Source organism: Pseudomonas fluorescens (genome assembly GCF_902497855.1).
Classification (GTDB): domain Bacteria; phylum Pseudomonadota; class Gammaproteobacteria; order Pseudomonadales; family Pseudomonadaceae; genus Aquipseudomonas; species Aquipseudomonas fluorescens_BI.
The window spans coordinates 70,283-86,727 of record NZ_CABVHU010000004.1 but is presented as its reverse complement, the minus strand read 5'-3'; the positions used below and the strand labels follow the sequence as shown (position 1 = coordinate 86,727).

General features: G+C 60.9%; 14 protein-coding genes. 7 read left to right on the top strand and 7 right to left on the bottom strand.

All coding sequences use genetic code 11. From position 1 onward, the window contains the following. Both F8N96_RS10190 and F8N96_RS10185 read right to left on the bottom strand, forming a co-directional pair. On the bottom strand, window positions 1-1,491 hold the full coding sequence (locus tag F8N96_RS10190; protein ID WP_150797690.1) for an aldehyde dehydrogenase: 1,491 nt from the start codon (window positions 1,489-1,491) through the stop codon (window positions 1-3). Between the two features lie 252 nt (window positions 1,492-1,743). Next, window positions 1,744-3,120: a glutamine synthetase family protein gene (locus tag F8N96_RS10185; protein WP_150797689.1), complete on the bottom strand. Its 1,377-nt coding sequence runs from the start codon at window positions 3,118-3,120 to the stop codon at window positions 1,744-1,746. 280 nt (window positions 3,121-3,400) lie between these two features. On the opposite strand from F8N96_RS10185, the gene F8N96_RS10180 reads away from it, so the two are divergent. The 5 genes from F8N96_RS10180 to F8N96_RS10160 all read left to right on the top strand — a co-directional run bounded on the left by F8N96_RS10180 (window position 3,401) and on the right by F8N96_RS10160 (window position 8,718). Then, on the top strand, window positions 3,401-4,162 hold the full coding sequence (locus F8N96_RS10180) for a gamma-glutamyl-gamma-aminobutyrate hydrolase family protein (protein WP_150797688.1): 762 nt from the start codon (window positions 3,401-3,403) through the stop codon (window positions 4,160-4,162). A 314-nt stretch (window positions 4,163-4,476) separates the two neighbouring features. After that, the gene (gene potA, locus F8N96_RS10175) at window positions 4,477-5,619 is read left to right on the top strand and encodes a polyamine ABC transporter ATP-binding protein (protein ID WP_150797687.1); all 1,143 of its coding nucleotides are present in this window, start codon (window positions 4,477-4,479) and stop codon (window positions 5,617-5,619) included. Between the two features lie 29 nt (window positions 5,620-5,648). Continuing rightward, window positions 5,649-6,530, top strand: coding sequence for an ABC transporter permease subunit (locus F8N96_RS10170; RefSeq protein ID WP_191635343.1), 882 nt, complete (start codon window positions 5,649-5,651; stop codon window positions 6,528-6,530). Continuing rightward, window positions 6,527-7,411: an ABC transporter permease subunit gene (locus tag F8N96_RS10165; protein WP_150797685.1), complete on the top strand. Its 885-nt coding sequence runs from the start codon at window positions 6,527-6,529 to the stop codon at window positions 7,409-7,411. The genes F8N96_RS10170 and F8N96_RS10165 overlap by 4 nt, the downstream gene beginning before the upstream one ends. A 209-nt stretch (window positions 7,412-7,620) precedes the next feature. Then, window positions 7,621-8,718 carry a polyamine ABC transporter substrate-binding protein gene (locus F8N96_RS10160; protein ID WP_150797684.1) on the top strand — a complete coding sequence of 366 codons (1,098 nt, stop codon included), beginning with the start codon at window positions 7,621-7,623 and terminating at the stop codon, window positions 8,716-8,718. A gap of 277 nt (window positions 8,719-8,995) precedes the next feature. On the opposite strand, the gene thpR is transcribed toward F8N96_RS10160, so the two are convergent. After that, window positions 8,996-9,535 carry an RNA 2',3'-cyclic phosphodiesterase gene (gene thpR, locus F8N96_RS10155; RefSeq protein ID WP_150797683.1) on the bottom strand — a complete coding sequence of 180 codons (540 nt, stop codon included), beginning with the start codon at window positions 9,533-9,535 and terminating at the stop codon, window positions 8,996-8,998. A 60-nt stretch (window positions 9,536-9,595) separates the two neighbouring features. Between thpR and F8N96_RS10150 the strand changes: the two genes are divergently transcribed. Then, complete coding sequence (locus F8N96_RS10150; protein ID WP_150797682.1) at window positions 9,596-9,790, top strand: hypothetical protein; 195 nt, start codon at window positions 9,596-9,598, stop codon at window positions 9,788-9,790. 13 nt (window positions 9,791-9,803) lie between these two features. On the opposite strand, the gene F8N96_RS10145 is transcribed toward F8N96_RS10150, so the two are convergent. Both F8N96_RS10145 and F8N96_RS10140 read right to left on the bottom strand, forming a co-directional pair. Next, entirely contained in the window at window positions 9,804-10,157 is a 354-nt protein-coding gene (locus F8N96_RS10145) for a DUF1428 domain-containing protein (protein WP_064678178.1), read from the bottom strand. 16 nt (window positions 10,158-10,173) lie between these two features. Then, window positions 10,174-11,244, bottom strand: coding sequence for a hypothetical protein (locus F8N96_RS10140; RefSeq protein ID WP_150797681.1), 1,071 nt, complete (start codon window positions 11,242-11,244; stop codon window positions 10,174-10,176). Window positions 11,245-11,686: 442 nt separating this feature from the next. Between F8N96_RS10140 and F8N96_RS10135 the strand changes: the two genes are divergently transcribed. Then, window positions 11,687-11,944, top strand: coding sequence for a hypothetical protein (locus F8N96_RS10135; RefSeq protein WP_150797680.1), 258 nt, complete (start codon window positions 11,687-11,689; stop codon window positions 11,942-11,944). Here the strand turns inward: F8N96_RS10135 and F8N96_RS10130 are convergent. Next, window positions 11,941-15,141: a glycogen debranching N-terminal domain-containing protein gene (locus F8N96_RS10130; protein WP_191635341.1), complete on the bottom strand. Its 3,201-nt coding sequence runs from the start codon at window positions 15,139-15,141 to the stop codon at window positions 11,941-11,943. The genes F8N96_RS10135 and F8N96_RS10130 overlap by 4 nt on opposite strands. A 190-nt stretch (window positions 15,142-15,331) precedes the next feature. Beyond that, window positions 15,332-16,444 (bottom strand): HlyD family secretion protein, encoded by a 1,113-nt coding sequence (locus F8N96_RS10125; RefSeq protein ID WP_150797678.1) that lies wholly within the window; start codon window positions 16,442-16,444, stop codon window positions 15,332-15,334. Between the last annotated feature and the right edge of the window lies 1 nt (window position 16,445).

The window sequence follows — 16,445 nt, the reverse complement described above, 5'->3', positions numbered from 1 at the left end:
TCAGAGCTTGATCCAGGTCGCTTTGAGTTCGGTGTATTTGTCGAACGCGTGCAGCGATTTGTCCCGACCGTTACCCGATTGCTTGAACCCGCCGAACGGCGCGGTCATGTCGCCGCCGTCGTACTGGTTGACCCAGACGCTGCCGGCGCGCAGGCCGCGGGCGAAGGTGTGGGCCTTGCTCAGGTTGCTGGTCCAGACGCCGGCGGCCAGGCCGAAGATGCTGTCGTTGGCAATCGCCAGGGCTTCATCGAAGGTGTCGAAGGTGATCAGCGACAGCACCGGGCCGAAGATTTCTTCCCGGGCGATGGTCATGGCATTGGTCACGCCGTCGAAGATCGCCGGTTCCACGTACAGGCCGCCGGTGGCTTCGAGGGTGCGGCTGCCGCCGGCGATCAGTTGCGCGCCCTGGTCTTTGCCGACCTGGATGTAGCGCAGCACGTTGTCCAGTTGGCGCTGGTCGACGACGGCGCCGACGGTGGTTTCCGGGTCTAAAGCATGCCCCGGTTTCCAGGCTTGCAGCGCTTCCACCAGCAGCGGGATGAACTGATCGCGGATCGAACGCTCGACCAGCAAACGCGAACCGGCGGTGCAGACTTCGCCCTGGTTGAAGGCGATGGCACTGGCCGCGGCTTGTGCGGCCGCGCGCAGATCCGGCGCGTCGGCGAACACCACGTTCGGGCTCTTGCCGCCGGCTTCGAGCCAGACGCGCTTCATGTTGCTTTGACCGGCGTAGATCAGCAGTTGCTTGGCGATCGCGGTGGACCCGGTGAAGGCCAGCACGTCGACGTCCATGTGCAACGCCAACGCCTTGCCGACGGTGTGACCATAGCCCGGCAGGACGTTGAACACGCCTTTGGGGATGCCCGCGTCCAGCGCCAGCTGGGCGATGCGGATGGCGGTCAGTGGCGACTTTTCCGAAGGCTTGAGGATGAACGAGTTGCCGGCTGCCAGGGCTGGGGCGAATTTCCAGCTGGCCATGATCAGCGGGAAGTTCCACGGCACGATGGCGGCGACGACGCCTGCCGGTTCACGGGTGATGAGGCCGAGTTGGTCGTGGGGGGTGGCGGCGACTTCGTCGTAGAGCTTGTCGATGGCTTCGGCGCTCCAGCGGATCGCGTTGGCGGTCGCCGGGATGTCGATGTTCATCGAATCGCTGATGGGTTTGCCCATGTCGAGGGTTTCGAGCAGGGCCAGTTCTTGCTGGTTGGCCAGGATCAGGTCGGCGAAGCGGATCAGGATGCGCTTGCGTTCGGCCGGGGCGAGGCTGGCCCAGATGCCGGATTCAAACGTGCGGCGCGCGACGGCGACGGCCGCATTGGCGTCGGCTTCGTCGGTGCTGGCGACGTTGGCCAGGAAGCGGCCGTCGACCGGGCTGATGCATTCAAAGGTGTCACCGCTGAGTGCCGGGCGGTATTGGCCGTCGATGAAGGCGCGGCTTTCTATTGTTAGGGACTGGAAGCGTTGTTCCCAGTCGCTGCGAGTGTTTGTCATGGTTGTGACTCGACGCAGGAGATTGTTGGGTTGTCTGCCGATGGGTATTCGGTGTCGGGGGACATGGGTGGTGACTGGTCTGGCGCCTTCGCCGGCAAGCCGGCTCTTACAGGGTTTGCGTCGTACGCAAAAGATGTGGACGACAGCGATCAACTGTAGGAGCTGGCTTGCCAGCGAAAGCGGTGGGTCAGGCCACATCGATTTGTTTGATCCACCGCCTTCGCCGGCAAGCCGGCTCCTACAGGGGGGCCGTCAGACAGTGTGCAGGTACCAGTTGTACTCAAGGTCCGAGATGGAGTTCTCGAACTCGGCCAGCTCGCTTTCCTTGCACGCCACGAACACGTCGATGTACATCGGGTCGATGTAGCGCGACATGACTTCGCTGTCGTCCAGTTCGCGCAGGGCATCGCGCAGGTTGTTCGGCAGGCTCTGCTCGTTCTGCTCGTAGCTGTTGCCTTCCACCGGGGCGCCCGGCTCGATTTCGTTGGTCAGGCCATGGTGAATACCGGCCAGGACCGACGCCATCAGCAGGTACGGATTGGCGTCGGCGCCGGCAACCCGGTGCTCGATGCGCACCGCGTCCGGCGAACCGGTCGGCACACGCACCGCCACGGTGCGGTTGTCGATGCCCCAGCTCGGCGAGTTCGGCACGTAGAACTGTGCGCCGAAACGCCGGTACGAGTTGACGTTCGGGCACAGGAAGGCCATCTGCGCCGGCAGGGTCTCGAGCACACCGCCGATCGCGTGTCGCAGCGCGGCGTTCTGCTCGGGATCCTCGCTGGCAAAGATGTTGTTGCCTTCCTTGTCGAGAATCGAAATGTGCACGTGCAGACCATTGCCCGCCTGGCCCGGGTACGGCTTGGCCATGAAGGTGGTGTCCATCTCGTGGTCGTAGGCGATGTTCTTCACCAGACGCTTGAGCAACACCGCGTAGTCGCAGGCCTTGATCGGGTCATTGACGTGATGCAAGTTCACTTCGAACTGCGCCGGGGCGCTTTCCTTGACGATGGCGTCGGCCGGGATGCCCTGCTCTTTCGCGCCTTCGAGGATGTCTTGCAGGCAGTCGACGTATTCGTCGAGGTCGTCGATCAAATACACCTGGGTCGAGATCGGACGTTTGCCGGAGACCGGCGAGCGTGGCGATTGCGGACGGCCGTTCACGTTGTCCTGGTCGATCAGGTAGAACTCGAGCTCGAACGCGGCGCAGATGGTCAGGCCCATTGCATCGAACTTGCTCACCACCTGACGCAGCACTTCGCGGGGGTCGGCGAAGAACGGCTGGCCTTCGAGTTCGTGCATGGTCATCAGCAGTTGCGCGGTCGGGCGCTTCTGCCAGGGCTCGATGCTGAGGGTGTTGGGGATGGGAAAGCAGATCCGGTCCGAGTCGCCGATGTCCAGACCCAGGCCGGTGCTTTCCACCGTAGAACCGTTGATGTCCAGGGCAAACAGAGACGCCGGCAGGTTGATGCCTTTTTCGTAGACCTTATGAAGACTGGTGCGCTCGATGCGCTTGCCGCGCACCACACCGTTCATATCCGCAATCAGAAGGTCGACGTACAAAACCTCAGGATATTTCTTAAGGAATGCGTTTGCTTCGTTGAGTTGAACGGCACGCAGAGGGACCGACATGATGCACCTATTAGCTGTTAATTATTATGTTCACTACCTTGTCACGAGCCCAGTCAATCCGAAAGGCAAAGTGAAGTCAATAGCGAACACTTGGCCTTTCAACCTTTATTTTCGGGCCTTTTATGGGCACGAGAGCGCCAGATCGGCTTAGAGCACCGCGTAATTCCTGAGGATCGGACGTGTGGCGTTTAGAATTTTTTACATGAGAGTTGTTAATTAAAATCAACAAGGCTAAGCTCCGGAAAAGCTCGTTCAAGTGTGAAACTTCGAGGTGATAAAAATGGCACTCAAGCCATTGATCGGCGTTACAGCGTGCGTCAAACAGATTGGCCTGCACCCCTACCACGTCAGCGGCGACAAGTACTTGCGTGCTGTCAGCGTCGCGGCGCTGGGGCTGCCTGTGGTCATACCTTCCCTGGGCGATCTGACCGACATCGAGGACCTGCTCGCGCAGCTCGACGGCCTGTTGCTCACCGGGTCGCCGTCGAATGTGGAACCCTTCCACTATCAAGGCCCCGCCAGCGCCCCCGGCACGGATCACGATCCGGCGCGGGATGCCACGACCCTTCCTTTATTGCGTGCAGCCATTGCCGCCGGTGTTCCGGTGTTCGGCATCTGCCGCGGTTTTCAGGAAATGAACGTGGCGTTCGGCGGCAGTCTGCATCAGAAGGTGCACGAACTGCCGGGCATGCTCGATCACCGGGAAGCGGACAGTCCGGAGCTGGCGGTGCAGTACGCACCGGCGCACGGGGTGACGGTGCAACCGGGTGGCGTGTTTGAAGCGCTGGAGCTGCCGCCGGTGTTCCAGGTCAATTCGATTCACAGTCAGGGCATCGATCGATTGGCGCCCGGCCTGCGTTCGGAAGCGGTGGCGCCGGACGGTTTGATCGAGGCGATTTCGCTGGAAAACAGCCTGGGCTTTGCCGTCGGTGTGCAGTGGCACCCGGAGTGGCAGGTGCTTTCGAATCCTCCGTATTTGAGAATTTTCCAGGCGTTTGGCGAGGCGTGCCGACGACGGGCCGCGTTGCGTAAAACCCGCTGACCTGAAACATCGATTTACTGCCCCCGTGAGTCTGGCGGGCGTGCCCTTGCGCGTCCGTGACTTGCGAAACAACACACTGCAATAACAACAAGTACGAACAGGCAGCCAGGACGGCGGTGCCGAATAAGCCCGGGCGACACGGTCCCCTGTAGGAGCTGGCTTGCCAGCGAAGGGGCCCTTCCAGTCGACATCATTGTTGGCTGAAAGGAAGCCTTCGCTGGCAAGCCAGCTCCTACAGGGGCGGCCCGGGCTTGCAATCCACTCTTAAGTCAGGCCGCGTTGGCCCGACGACTGAAACCTGTTGGGAGTTTCACATGGCAAACGCCTCCAGCGTCTACAGGAAGGCTCTTGAAGGTCACCAGGCACCGAAAAAGGTGCTGGTGAAAATCGACCGCGTCACCAAGAAATTCGACGAAACCACCGCGGTGGACGATGTTTCGCTCGAGATTCATCAAGGGGAAATCTTCGCCCTGCTCGGCGGTTCCGGCTCGGGTAAATCGACGCTGCTGCGCATGCTCGCCGGCTTCGAGCGCCCGACCGAAGGACGGATTCTGCTCGACGGTGTCGACATCACCGACATGCCGCCGTACGAACGGCCGATCAACATGATGTTCCAGTCCTACGCGCTATTCCCGCACATGACGGTGGCGCAGAACATTGCCTTCGGCCTGAAGCAGGACCGTTTGCCCACCAGCGAAATCGACGCCCGCGTTGAAGAGATGCTGCGCCTGGTACACATGACCCAGTACGCCAAGCGCAAACCCCATCAGTTGTCCGGCGGTCAGCGTCAGCGTGTGGCCCTCGCCCGTTCCCTGGCCAAGCGGCCGAAGCTGCTGCTGCTCGACGAGCCCATGGGCGCGCTGGATAAAAAGCTGCGCTCGCAGATGCAGCTTGAACTGGTCGAGATCATCGAGCGCGTCGGCGTGACCTGCGTGATGGTGACCCACGATCAGGAAGAGGCCATGACCATGGCCCAGCGCATCGCGATCATGCACCTGGGCTGGATCGCGCAGATCGGCAGCCCGGTCGACATCTATGAGGCGCCGGTCAGCCGCATGGTCTGCGAGTTCATCGGCAACGTGAATGCCTTCGACGGCACGGTGGTGGAAGACCTGGAAGGTCACGCGATCATTCACAGTCCGGACCTGGAACAGAAGATCTACGTCGGCCACGGCGTCAGCACCTCGGTGCAGGACAAGTCGATCACCTACGCCATCCGCCCGGAAAAACTGCTGGTCAGCACCACCCAGCCCGAGACCCGCTACAACTGGTCCCAGGGCAAGGTGCATGACATCGCCTACCTCGGCGGTCACTCGGTGTTTTACGTCGAGCTGCCTGGGGGCAAGGTCGTGCAGTCGTTCATGGCCAACGCCGAACGCCGTGGCGCGCGTCCGACCTGGGACGACAAGGTCTACGTGTGGTGGGAAGACGACAGCGGCGTGGTACTGCGCTCATGAACACACTCAATCAGCAGTTCCTGCGGCTGATGCCGAGTGGTCGTAAGCTCGTCATCGGGATTCCGTTCCTCTGGCTGTGCCTTTTCTTCATGCTGCCGTTCTTCCTGGTGATGAAGATCAGCTTTTCGGAAGCGGCGCTGGCCATTCCTCCCTACTCCGAGATCTACACCTTCGCCGAGCAGAAATTCGAGCTGCTGCTGAACCTCGGCAACTACTCGCTGCTGACCCAGGATGAGTTGTACATCTCGGCTTACTTCGGCTCGTTGAAGGTCGCGTTTTTCAGCACGCTGATGTGCCTGGTGCTCGGCTTCCCGATGGCCTATGCGATCACCAAGGCCAACAAGGAAACCCAGAACGTCCTGCTGTTGCTGATCATGATGCCGACCTGGACCGCGATCCTGGTCCGCGTCTATGCGTGGATGGGCATTCTCAGCAACAACGGTTTGCTCAACGGCTTCCTGATGTGGACCGGGCTGACCGACCACCCGATCGAGATCCTCAACACCAACACCGCGGTCTATATAGGGGTTGTTTACGCGTACTTGCCGTTCATGGTGCTGCCGCTGTACGCCAACCTGGTCAAGCATGATCAAAGCTTGCTGGAGGCCGCGTCGGACCTGGGTTCGAGCAACTTCAACAACTTCTGGAAAATCACCGTGCCGCTGGCCAGGAACGGGATCATCGCAGGCGCCATGCTGGTGTTCATTCCGGTGGTCGGCGAGTTCGTGATTCCGGAACTGTTGGGCGGTCCCGAGACCCTGATGATCGGTCGTGTGCTGTGGCAGGAGTTCTTCAACAACCGCGACTGGCCGGTGGCGTCTGCCCTGGCGGTGGTGATGCTGTTGATCCTGATTGTGCCGATCCTGTTGTTCAACCGTAGCCAGGCCAAAGAGATGGAGGGTCGGGGATGAAACGCTTCGGATTTTCAAAGTTCATGCTGATTTTCGGCCTGTCGTTTATCTACCTGCCGATGCTGATCCTGGTGATCTACTCGTTCAACGCCTCCAAGCTGGTGACGGTGTGGGGCGGCTGGTCGTTCAAGTGGTATGCCGGGCTGCTCGACAACTCGCAACTGATGGGCTCGGTGGTGCGTTCGCTGGAAATCGCCTGCTATACCGCGATTGCCGCGGTGGCGCTGGGGACCCTGGCGGCGTTTGTGCTGACTCGGGTGACGCGCTTCAAAGGCCGCACTTTGTTCGGGGGCCTGGTGACGGCGCCCCTGGTGATGCCGGAAGTGATCACCGGTCTGTCGCTGTTGCTGCTGTTCGTGGCCATGGCGCAAATGATCGGCTGGCCGATGGAGCGTGGCATCGTCACGATCTGGATCGCCCACACCACCTTTTGTGCCGCTTATGTCGCGGTGGTAGTCTCCGCCCGCCTTCGCGAGCTGGACCTGTCCATCGAAGAAGCGGCCATGGACCTCGGGGCGAAGCCGTTCAAGGTGTTTTTCCTGATCACCATTCCGATGATCGCGCCCTCTCTGGCAGCGGGCGGCATGATGTCGTTTGCCCTGTCGCTGGATGACCTGGTGTTGGCAAGCTTCGTCTCGGGCCCGGGTTCGACGACCCTGCCGATGGAAGTGTTCTCGGCGGTGCGGCTGGGGGTGAAGCCCGAGATCAACGCCGTGGCCAGCCTGATTTTGCTGGCGGTATCGATCGTGACCTTCATGGTCTGGTATTTCAGCCGCCGTGCTGAAGCCACCCGCAAACGGGCGATCCAGGAAGCGATGGACCAGACCGCCAGCGAATCCTGGCAGCAACCGAAAAAACAAATGCTGGAAGCCACCGTGTAGGAGCGAGCTTGCTCGCGATGGACTCCAGGGCGCCGCGTACTTCCAGGCAGCCCGCGTCATCGTTAACGTCCATCGCGAGCAAGCTCGCTCCTACAGGGAGCCGCGTACTTCCAGGCAGCCCGCGTCATCGTTAACGTCCATCGCGAGCAAGCTCGCTCCTACAGTGGGCGTGTGTGATTTTTGAATAAAAAAGAAATGGAGTTGTACCGATGAAAATGTTTGGCAGGACTCTGCTGACACTGTCCTTATTGGGCGCAATCGCAACCTGCGCCCAGGCCAATGACAAGGTACTGCGCGTCTACAACTGGTCGGACTACATCGCCCCGGACACCGTCAAGAAGTTCGAAGACGAGACCGGCATCCGCGTGACCTACGATGTGTTCGACAGTAACGAAACCCTGGAAGCGCGGCTGCTGGCCGGCAAATCCGGCTACGACATCGTCGTGCCGTCCAACAGTTTCCTGGCCAAGCAGATAAAGGCCGGCGTGTATCAGGAACTGGACAAATCGAAGCTGCCCAACTGGAAAAACCTCAACCCGGTCCTGCTGAAAAACGCCTCCGCCAGCGACCCGGATAATGGTCATGCCTTCCCGTACATGTGGGGTTCGATCGGCATCGGCTTCAACCCGGACAAGGTCAAGGAAGTGCTGGGTGCCAATGCGCCAACCAACTCCTGGGATTTGCTGTTCAAACCGGAAAACGCGGAAAAGCTGAAAGCGTGCGGCATCAGCTTCCTCGATTCACCGACCGAGATGCTCCCGGCCGCCCTGCACTACCTGGGCTACCCGGTCAATTCCCAGGACAAGGCGCAGATCGCCGAAGCCGAAGCACTGTTCATGAAGATCCGGCCATCGGTGGCGTACTTCCATTCGTCGAAGTACATCTCGGACCTGGCCAACGGCAACATTTGCGTCGCCGTCGGTTACTCGGGCGACGTGCTGCAAGCCAAGGCTCGCGCGCAGGAAGCCGGCGACAAGGTGAAAATCGACTACAGCATTCCGAAGGAGGGCGCCGGCAGTTTCTACGACATGGTCGCCATCCCGCGGGATGCGGCGAACGTGGAAAACGCCTACCTGTTCATGAACTTCCTGATGCGCCCGGACATCATCGCCGAGATCACCAACAACATCGGCTACAGCAATGCCAACGCGGCGGCGACGCCCTTGGTGGATGAGGCGATTCGGGATGATCCGGGGTCGTATCCGTCGCAGGCGGTGATGGCGACCTTGTATGCGATTCCGGATATGCCGATTGGCGTGCAGCGGGTGATGACCCGGGGGTGGACGCGGGTGAAGCTCGGTCAGTAATTCACTTGGTCTCTCTGCTGTATACCGATCGTTCCTACGCTCCGCGTGGGAATGCAGCCCGGGTCGCTCCGCGTCCCTTGCAGAGCCGAACGCGGAGCGTCCGTGGAGGCATTCCCACGCAGAGCGTGGGAACGATCACAACAAAGAGTTCAGCATTTTCCTTTTTCCGTTCACGCAGCGCCTTACCACCGCTGCCCTCCTCTCTGACGAACGGCCTCACCTGGCTTCCTCGGTTAAGGTGAAGTTTGGCGCCCTCGGGCGCCTTTTTTTGTGTGTGCTAGGTCGGACCCAGCGGCCATTGCGCCAGTGCCCGATAGCGCCCTTTATGGGATTCGAACAAGGTGAAGTATTCCGCCCGCAAAAAGAACTCGGGTGGAGTCCCGGACTCAGGCACCGGCATCCGATAGTCGCGCATCAAGGTCAGGTGGGGGCGAAATTCCTTCGGGGCATCTTCCATCCGGAACGGCAGCATCGCCTGTTCCAGCGCATACACCAGGCGCAATAACGCAGGCGGTGCCTGCTCAGGCGCCAGCACCAACACCCCTGCCCTGCGCCAGACCTCCAGACGATCCAGCAGAACCCGCAATGGCACGCCCGGTTTTCGGACCTTCGCGGCGGCCGTACAGATTTCGCCAATCCGGGCCACGCCGACCGCGCCCAGAAACAACAGCGTCAGGTGAAAGTTTTCCACCGGCACCGGGCGTCCGTTCCTGAGTTGAAGATCACTGCGCCACTGGGCAATCGCCTTGCGCTGGGCAGGCGCGCAGTCCAGGGCAAAAAACAGTCGTTTCAACGGCTCGTGGGATTCGTCGCTCATGCGTGGCACCTCCTGACATCCAAGTTATAGTTCATGCACAGGATTCAACTGGAGGGGGCCATGCGAGAAATCATCAGCAAGGAGCCATGGTGGGCCGAGCCACCGAAACCCGGTCAGGATGAAACCGAGCTGGAATGGGGCTGGCTGGTCCATTACAACGAAGGTGAGCCGCGCTTCGAGTTTGTCAGGGAGCGGCCCTCGGACAGCGAGATTCGTCAACGCAAGAGTTGCAGGATCACCCCGACGCCGGAGTGATCCTGCCGTGGTATCAAGCCTTCACGAGCATGTCGAAACCGCCGAAGATCATGCGCTGGCCATCGAACGGCATCGGGTTGACGTCGGGCTGCAGACGCGGATCGGCCATGAGTTTTTCCATGCCCTTGTCCCGGGTGGCCTTGTCGGGCCAGACGATCCAGGAAAACACCACGGTTTCGTCGTCCTTGAGCTTTACCGCCATGGGAAATGACGTCACCTTGCCATCAGGCACATCGTCGCCCCAGCATTCGGCAAGGCTGAGCGCCCCGTTCTCGATGAACACGGCGGCGGCGGACTCGGCGTGTTTCTTGAATTGCTCGCGATTGGCGGTGGGTACAGCGATCACAAAGCCATCTACGTAGGACATGGTCGTTCTCCTTGGGTCATGGGGCCATCTGCTGGTTAGTCGACTGGGTCGCGGTCCAATCGACCGATCCGCTGCCCGAACTGACCGACGGTATTTCGGCGCTGCTCGCCAGGTTGCCTTCGATCTGCGCCGCCATGTACAGCGTCCCCGCCATCACGCCGGTCGTCGGGTTTTGCACCAGCTTCACCCAAGCCTTGTCGAACGTATTGCCCAGGCTGCTGCGAATCAGCGCTTCGCTGTCGGGCCGGTCGTTGGCCTGAATGATCGCCCGTACGCCCGCCACCCCCACGGAAATCAACGCCCCGGCCAGTTTCCCCGCCGCCGCGGCCACGGCACTGGCCGCTCCCCGCGGGGCCATTTCGGCTTCGATCCGTTTGCTCGCACGCCTGGCTACCGGCGCCATGGCGGTGTCGGTATTTTCCACCCCCTTGTCGCCGCCCGCCTTGTGGATCTTGTCGATCAGCGCCGCATAGGCCGGCAAGGTATTCAGCGGCTGGGTATTCACCACCTGGTAAAGCGAGGCGTTCCGTGCCGTGGGCGGTCCCAGGGCGATGGCTGGGATCTTCTGGATACGGCCATTGAGCTGGGCCATCGGCACCCCGTGACGCTGGGAGATACGCTGCAGCTCTTCCTGGAGTATGTCCACGTAGAACGCCATAGCCAGGCTGAGAATCTGGTCGGGATCGATTTCCACCGCGACCGGCGCGAGCACCCGCTGCTGGTATTGCTCCAGCAGATAGGCGGCCAGGCGCTTGGCAGAGGCATCCTGCTCGCCCTGGGCGCTGAGGCTGTACCAACTGACCTTCATCGATAGCCATTCCTGGGTCCAGTAACTGCTGAACCAGGGGATGAAGTTCTCTTCGGTCAGTTGATAGACCCGGGTCCGCCAGTAATCCATGGCACCGCGCGAGTAGATCTTGGCCTGCTCGGTGGCCGATTGCGACGCCGCAACGATCTCCCGGTCCACCTGCTGCCAGGTGCTCTGGGATATGACCACCGGCGGCGGGGCTGGCACTGGCGCGCGCGCAGGCGTGACGCACCCCGCCAACACCACCAGCACGGCGACGATCAGCGAACGCAGGTTCAAGATCTTGGTGTCCTACAGTCTCCCCCGAACAGGATGTTTGGGGATTGGAAGCCTTCTGATTTGAGTATAGGTGGCAGTGATTGGCCATTCGTCTGGATGTTGTGGCGGGGCGTGAGGCCTCTTCGCGAGCAGGCTCGCTCCCACAGGGGGGTGTGTCGTTCACGAAACAGTGTCCCACCACAAATCCACTGTGGGAGCGAGCCTGCTCGCGAAGAGGCCCTCAAAAACACCACAAAACCCGACCATCATTCACATCGATATCCACCATCGCCACGAATGCCTTCCGCTAAAAACCCGTCAGCGTAGGATCAATCTCACCCCCAACACCAAACCCCGAACCGGAGGGGCACATCATGATCATCCATCTCCTGACCTGCCTGGCCCTGACGGCCGTCACCCTGAGCATTTTTTCCTGGTATGTCCTGTCCGAGGAGCGCACGTCATGATCCACTCCGTCACCCTGGCCGTGAGTTTTCCGGTGTTCGGCAACAACTATTACGCCCAGCAAGTCGTCTCGCGCAAAGAACTGTCGCTGGTGTTCGACCAGGACTTCGAGGCCTTGCTGATGCCGGCCGCCACGCATCACTTCAACAACGAAGTGATCGGGCTCAACGATCAGTTCCGCTTCTTGAATGACGTGCTGGTCGAGCATCTGCTGGACGCCGAACTGACTCGGCATTCGGCTGCCATGCGCTACTAACTGGTGCTCATGATCCGTACTCCGCTCTGGCGATTGAGCACTTCGACCATGACGTTCTCCCCTGCGCGCCTGAGCATCACATCAGCCGACTCTGCCCCGATGGCCAGACGACTGAGGGCGATGGTGTTCAGAAAGGCTGGCATGACCGGCTCATCGAACATGATGGTGCGTTTCTTCGGATTGAAGTTCAGGCCCAGGCAAGATTGAATCAATGACAGCGGCGCCGCGGCTGCCCAGGCTTGGGGCGAGCAGGCCACCGGGTAAAAGGTCGGGCCCTGGTTGCGCTGCCGGCGGAAGCCGCAAAACAATTCAGGCAGACGGCGCAGATCGATGTAAGTTGACGCGGCAAACAGGCCCTCGAAAATCCGCGCCGCTTCCTGCCGGTAACCGTAGCGGGCAAATCCGGCCGCGATCAGCGCGTTGTCATGGGGCCACACGGAACCGTTGTGGTAACTCATCGGGTTATAGCGGGCCTCCGAAGAGGCCAGCGTGCGCACCCCCCATCCTGTAAAAGATGAACGGTCCATCAACGCGGCCACCACTAATGGCGCGCGCTCAGGTAGCGCGATGCCGGCGAACAGGGCATGGCCGGCATTGGAAGCCTTGACCCGGCAAGGCATTTTGTCCCCGTCCAGCGCCAGGACATAGGTGCCCAATTCTTCGTCGAAAAACTGCGCATCGAACCGTTGCCGCAGGTGCCGGGCTTTCTCTTTGAGGCCTTGCGCCCGGTCTGAATCGCCCAAGCGGCGAGCAATTTGTGCCGCACCGTTCCAGGCGCCATAGACGTAGGCCTGAACCTCGACAATCGCAATCGGGCCCACGGCCAGGCGCCCGTCCGCGTGAAACACCGAGTCGTGGCTGTCCTTCCAGCCCTGATTGATCAAGCCTTCGCTTGATTGCCGGCCATATTCGACGAAGCCGTCACCATCGCGATCACCGTATTGATCGATCCAGTCCAGTCCGGCCTCAATGTTTGGCCACAGCTCGCGCAAGGTCTCCAGGTCCTGTGTGCGCTCAAGGTAGGCGGCGGCCAACATGATGAACAGCGGCGTGGAGTCGATGCTGCCGTAGTAACGCCTGAAGGGCACTTCACCGAGTTCGGCCATTTCCCCCAGGCGAACCTCATGCAGGATTTTCCCGGGCTCGGCATCGGCGGCGGGGTCGACGCTGATCGCTTGATTGGCGGCCAGGTACCTCAGCACGCCGCAGGCGATCCCGGGATCGATCCAGAGCATTTGCAACGCGGTAATCAAGGAATCACGTCCGAATACCGTGCTGAACCAGGGGATGCCCGCGTACGGGTACAGGCCATGGGGTGTGTTGCTCATCAGCATGTTCAGGTCCGCGATGCTGCGGTTTACCGCTTCGTTGAACACGTCATGAGAGGTGGTGACAGAGGCCGCACGGGCAAAGAACGCCCGCGACTGACGACGGGCGTCACGCAACGACACGAAAAACCCGTGACGCACCGAATAAGGCGGGTTCTGTACCCCGCAATTGATGTCCATGAAGAACGACTGGATCTGCCCTGGCGCCAACTCCACCTCGAACAGCGCCTGGTCACACGTCAGGCTGGCCGGCACCGGATCGAAGCGCAACCGGGTGGTGCGCCGCTTATGGTCCAGACCGGTGTAAGACAACAGCACCTGTTCGTTGGCAATCTCCGCCCGGTGGGTTTCTCCGCGCTGCGAGCGGCGGGCGCCGCGAACTTCGAAGAGGTCCTTGAAGTCGGCCACGAATTGGATGCGCAACTGCAGGCGTTGCGGGTACTCGTCGAAATTGCGCAGGGTGATGCGTTCGCAGCAGGCCCCGTCCCATAAAAAACGCGAGCGGCGCAGATGAATCAAGTCGTGATGCAGGACTCGTTTGCCCTTGGCATCGACCAGGTCCGGATTGGTCAGGTCGCAGGTGAGCATTGTATTGTCGTCACGCAGTGTCGAACTGAGCAGCAGCGGGCGCGCGCCATTGATCGTCAGGTAGAGTCCCGACAGGTGCCGGGTGTCGGTATGAAACAGTCCCTGTGGGCTGTCCTCTGTCACCAACACGTCGCCATTGGGATCGAATACGCCGAACGTGTCGTTGTGTTTGAGCGTGCGCAGGCGCATTTCCTGCAACGACGCGGACGCCGGAATATCGAATGTACTGCCCGGTTGCGCGACGCCGTTGCCTGCCGTCAGATGGCGATACAGGTCCAGATAGTGCTCGGTCATGTGTTCGACCGTGAACCGTTGCTCGAACGCGGCCCGCACCCTGCCCCGGTCCAGTTCGCCCAGGCGCTGCACGGCTTTCAATGCGCCTTCCATGTCGTCGACGATGTAGCCGGACACGCCGTCGTCGATCACTTCCGGCACCGCGCCATGACGAAACGCGATGACCGGCGTGCCACAGGCCATGGATTCGATCATGACCAGGCCGAAAGGCTCAGGCCAGTCGATGGGAAACAGCAGCGCCTTGGCGTTACCGAGGAAGTCCGATTTTTGGCACTCGTCGATTTCGCCGAGAAATTCGATGTTGGGGTGGGTCGCGATCAGCGGCGCGATGACATTGTCCCAATAAGCCTGGTCCGCCTTGTCCACCTTCGCTGCGATCTTTAAGGGCAGGCCGGCCATCGATGCAATCTTTATCGCCCGGTCCGGACGTTTCTCGGGGGAAATGCGCCCAAGAAAGGCCAGGTAATCACCTTTGGGCTGCGGATTGAACGGCAGAAGATCAGCCGGGATGCCATGATAGACATTGCCCACCCAATTGACGTTGCCGATCAACGGCAGCCGTTGCGCCTTGGATATCGAGACGAGTGGCACCTCGGGAAAGTGCCCGTAAAACGATTGATAGTCGGCGACATCCAGCCGTCCGTGCAGCGTGGTCACACTGTGCCCAGCCAGATGGCGGATCAGCGGAAAATGAAAGATATCGACATGAAAGTGGATGATGTCGAATTGATCTGCCTGCCTGATGACCTGGTCCAGCATCAGGATATGATGCGGGATCGTATCCTTCACATCAGGATCGAGCCTGAGCGCCTGCCGCGATCCGGACGCCAGGCGTGCCGAGGTTTGCGAATCGCCGCTGGCGAAGAGCGTGACATCATGCCCCTGCCGGACCAGCTCTTCGGTCAGATACGACACGATGCGCTCGATGCCTCCGTACAGATGGGGCGGGCAACGCTCGGCGAGCGGCGCGATCTGGGCGATCCTCATGAACAAACCCTCCGGCAGATGACTCGCAGGATAACGGCCCGCCACGCTTCGGTTTGCCCTCGGCATGCGGACGGTGACCTTTCCCTCGATTGACGGCCACTTCGCTGCAACAGTTCCATCAGGTCATGGCGTCCACCGCTCAGCGGACGCACGGCATTGACCGTTTCGATGAAGCCATCGCCAGTCTTGCTCATTGACTCTCCGGTGCAGTGCGGGTGGTTCGGTCTGCGATGAACCCGTTCAACTGTTCGATAAATTCACGGCTGTCGCTGAACATCTGTTGCCAGTCGGTCGGAAAGCGCACATTCAACGGCAGTTGATCGATTCGCCAGCGTGGCGACAGCGGTCGATCGAACCGGGCGGCGACCTGCAAGCCCATCTGGCTGGCCGCGAACGGCCCACGCAACACCGTCGGTGTACGCCCGGCGCTGTCCACGGACTGGACCACATGGGCCATCAGCCACTCGCCATCCGGCATGCGCACGCGCAACGGCTGGCCAACCGCCGCGTAGCTGATGTTCAGCGGTTCCAGATAGATCCACAGCAGCGGCTCCTCCAGTCGCTCGATGCGCATCATCAAGGTCCCGGCACCGACGTTTTCGCCGGGATTGACCAACACTTCGGCAACCCGACCGCTTTGGGCGGCATTGATCGACAACGCCGCCAGGCGCGTTTTCAGCCATTGCTGCTCGGCGTTCTGTTGACTGATCTCGCGCTCGACGCTCAAGGGCGACTGGCGCGCCAGTTGCTCGCGGCGCTCCAACGCCAGCAGGTCGGCGCGAAAGGCATCGAGTTCGGATTCGGCCGCCAGCACTTCACCACGGGAGACGGCGCCTCGGTACACCAGCTCTTCCAGGGTCTGCACCCGTTGCTCCGCCCTGCTCACCCGGGTCTTGAGCAACTGGCGCTCCTTGCCGTCCAGTTGGGTGTTGGCGGCGCGCGTCGTGTCCTTGGGCATCGCCGCCAGTTGCGACAGCCGGGCACGCCATTCCGGATTGTCCAGATGAACCAATGGCTGATCGACCCGCACCTGGTCGCCGGCCATGACAAACAGCTGCTCGACCCGGCCGGCTTCCCGCGCGCGCACTTCGAGAATCTGCAGGCGCAGTTGCGCCGGTGCGTCGATCATCAACATGCCGTAGGCCAGTTTTCCGCCCAGCCAGATCAAGGGACTGGCCACCAGCAACAGGATCAAATACCAGCGCACACGAAACGCCGCGCGCTTGCTCGGCGCGTAGAGCACGGTCAATCCCTGCTCCTGGGTCGGGTGGAGTTCTTTACGACTGTCGAATCGGATTTTCATG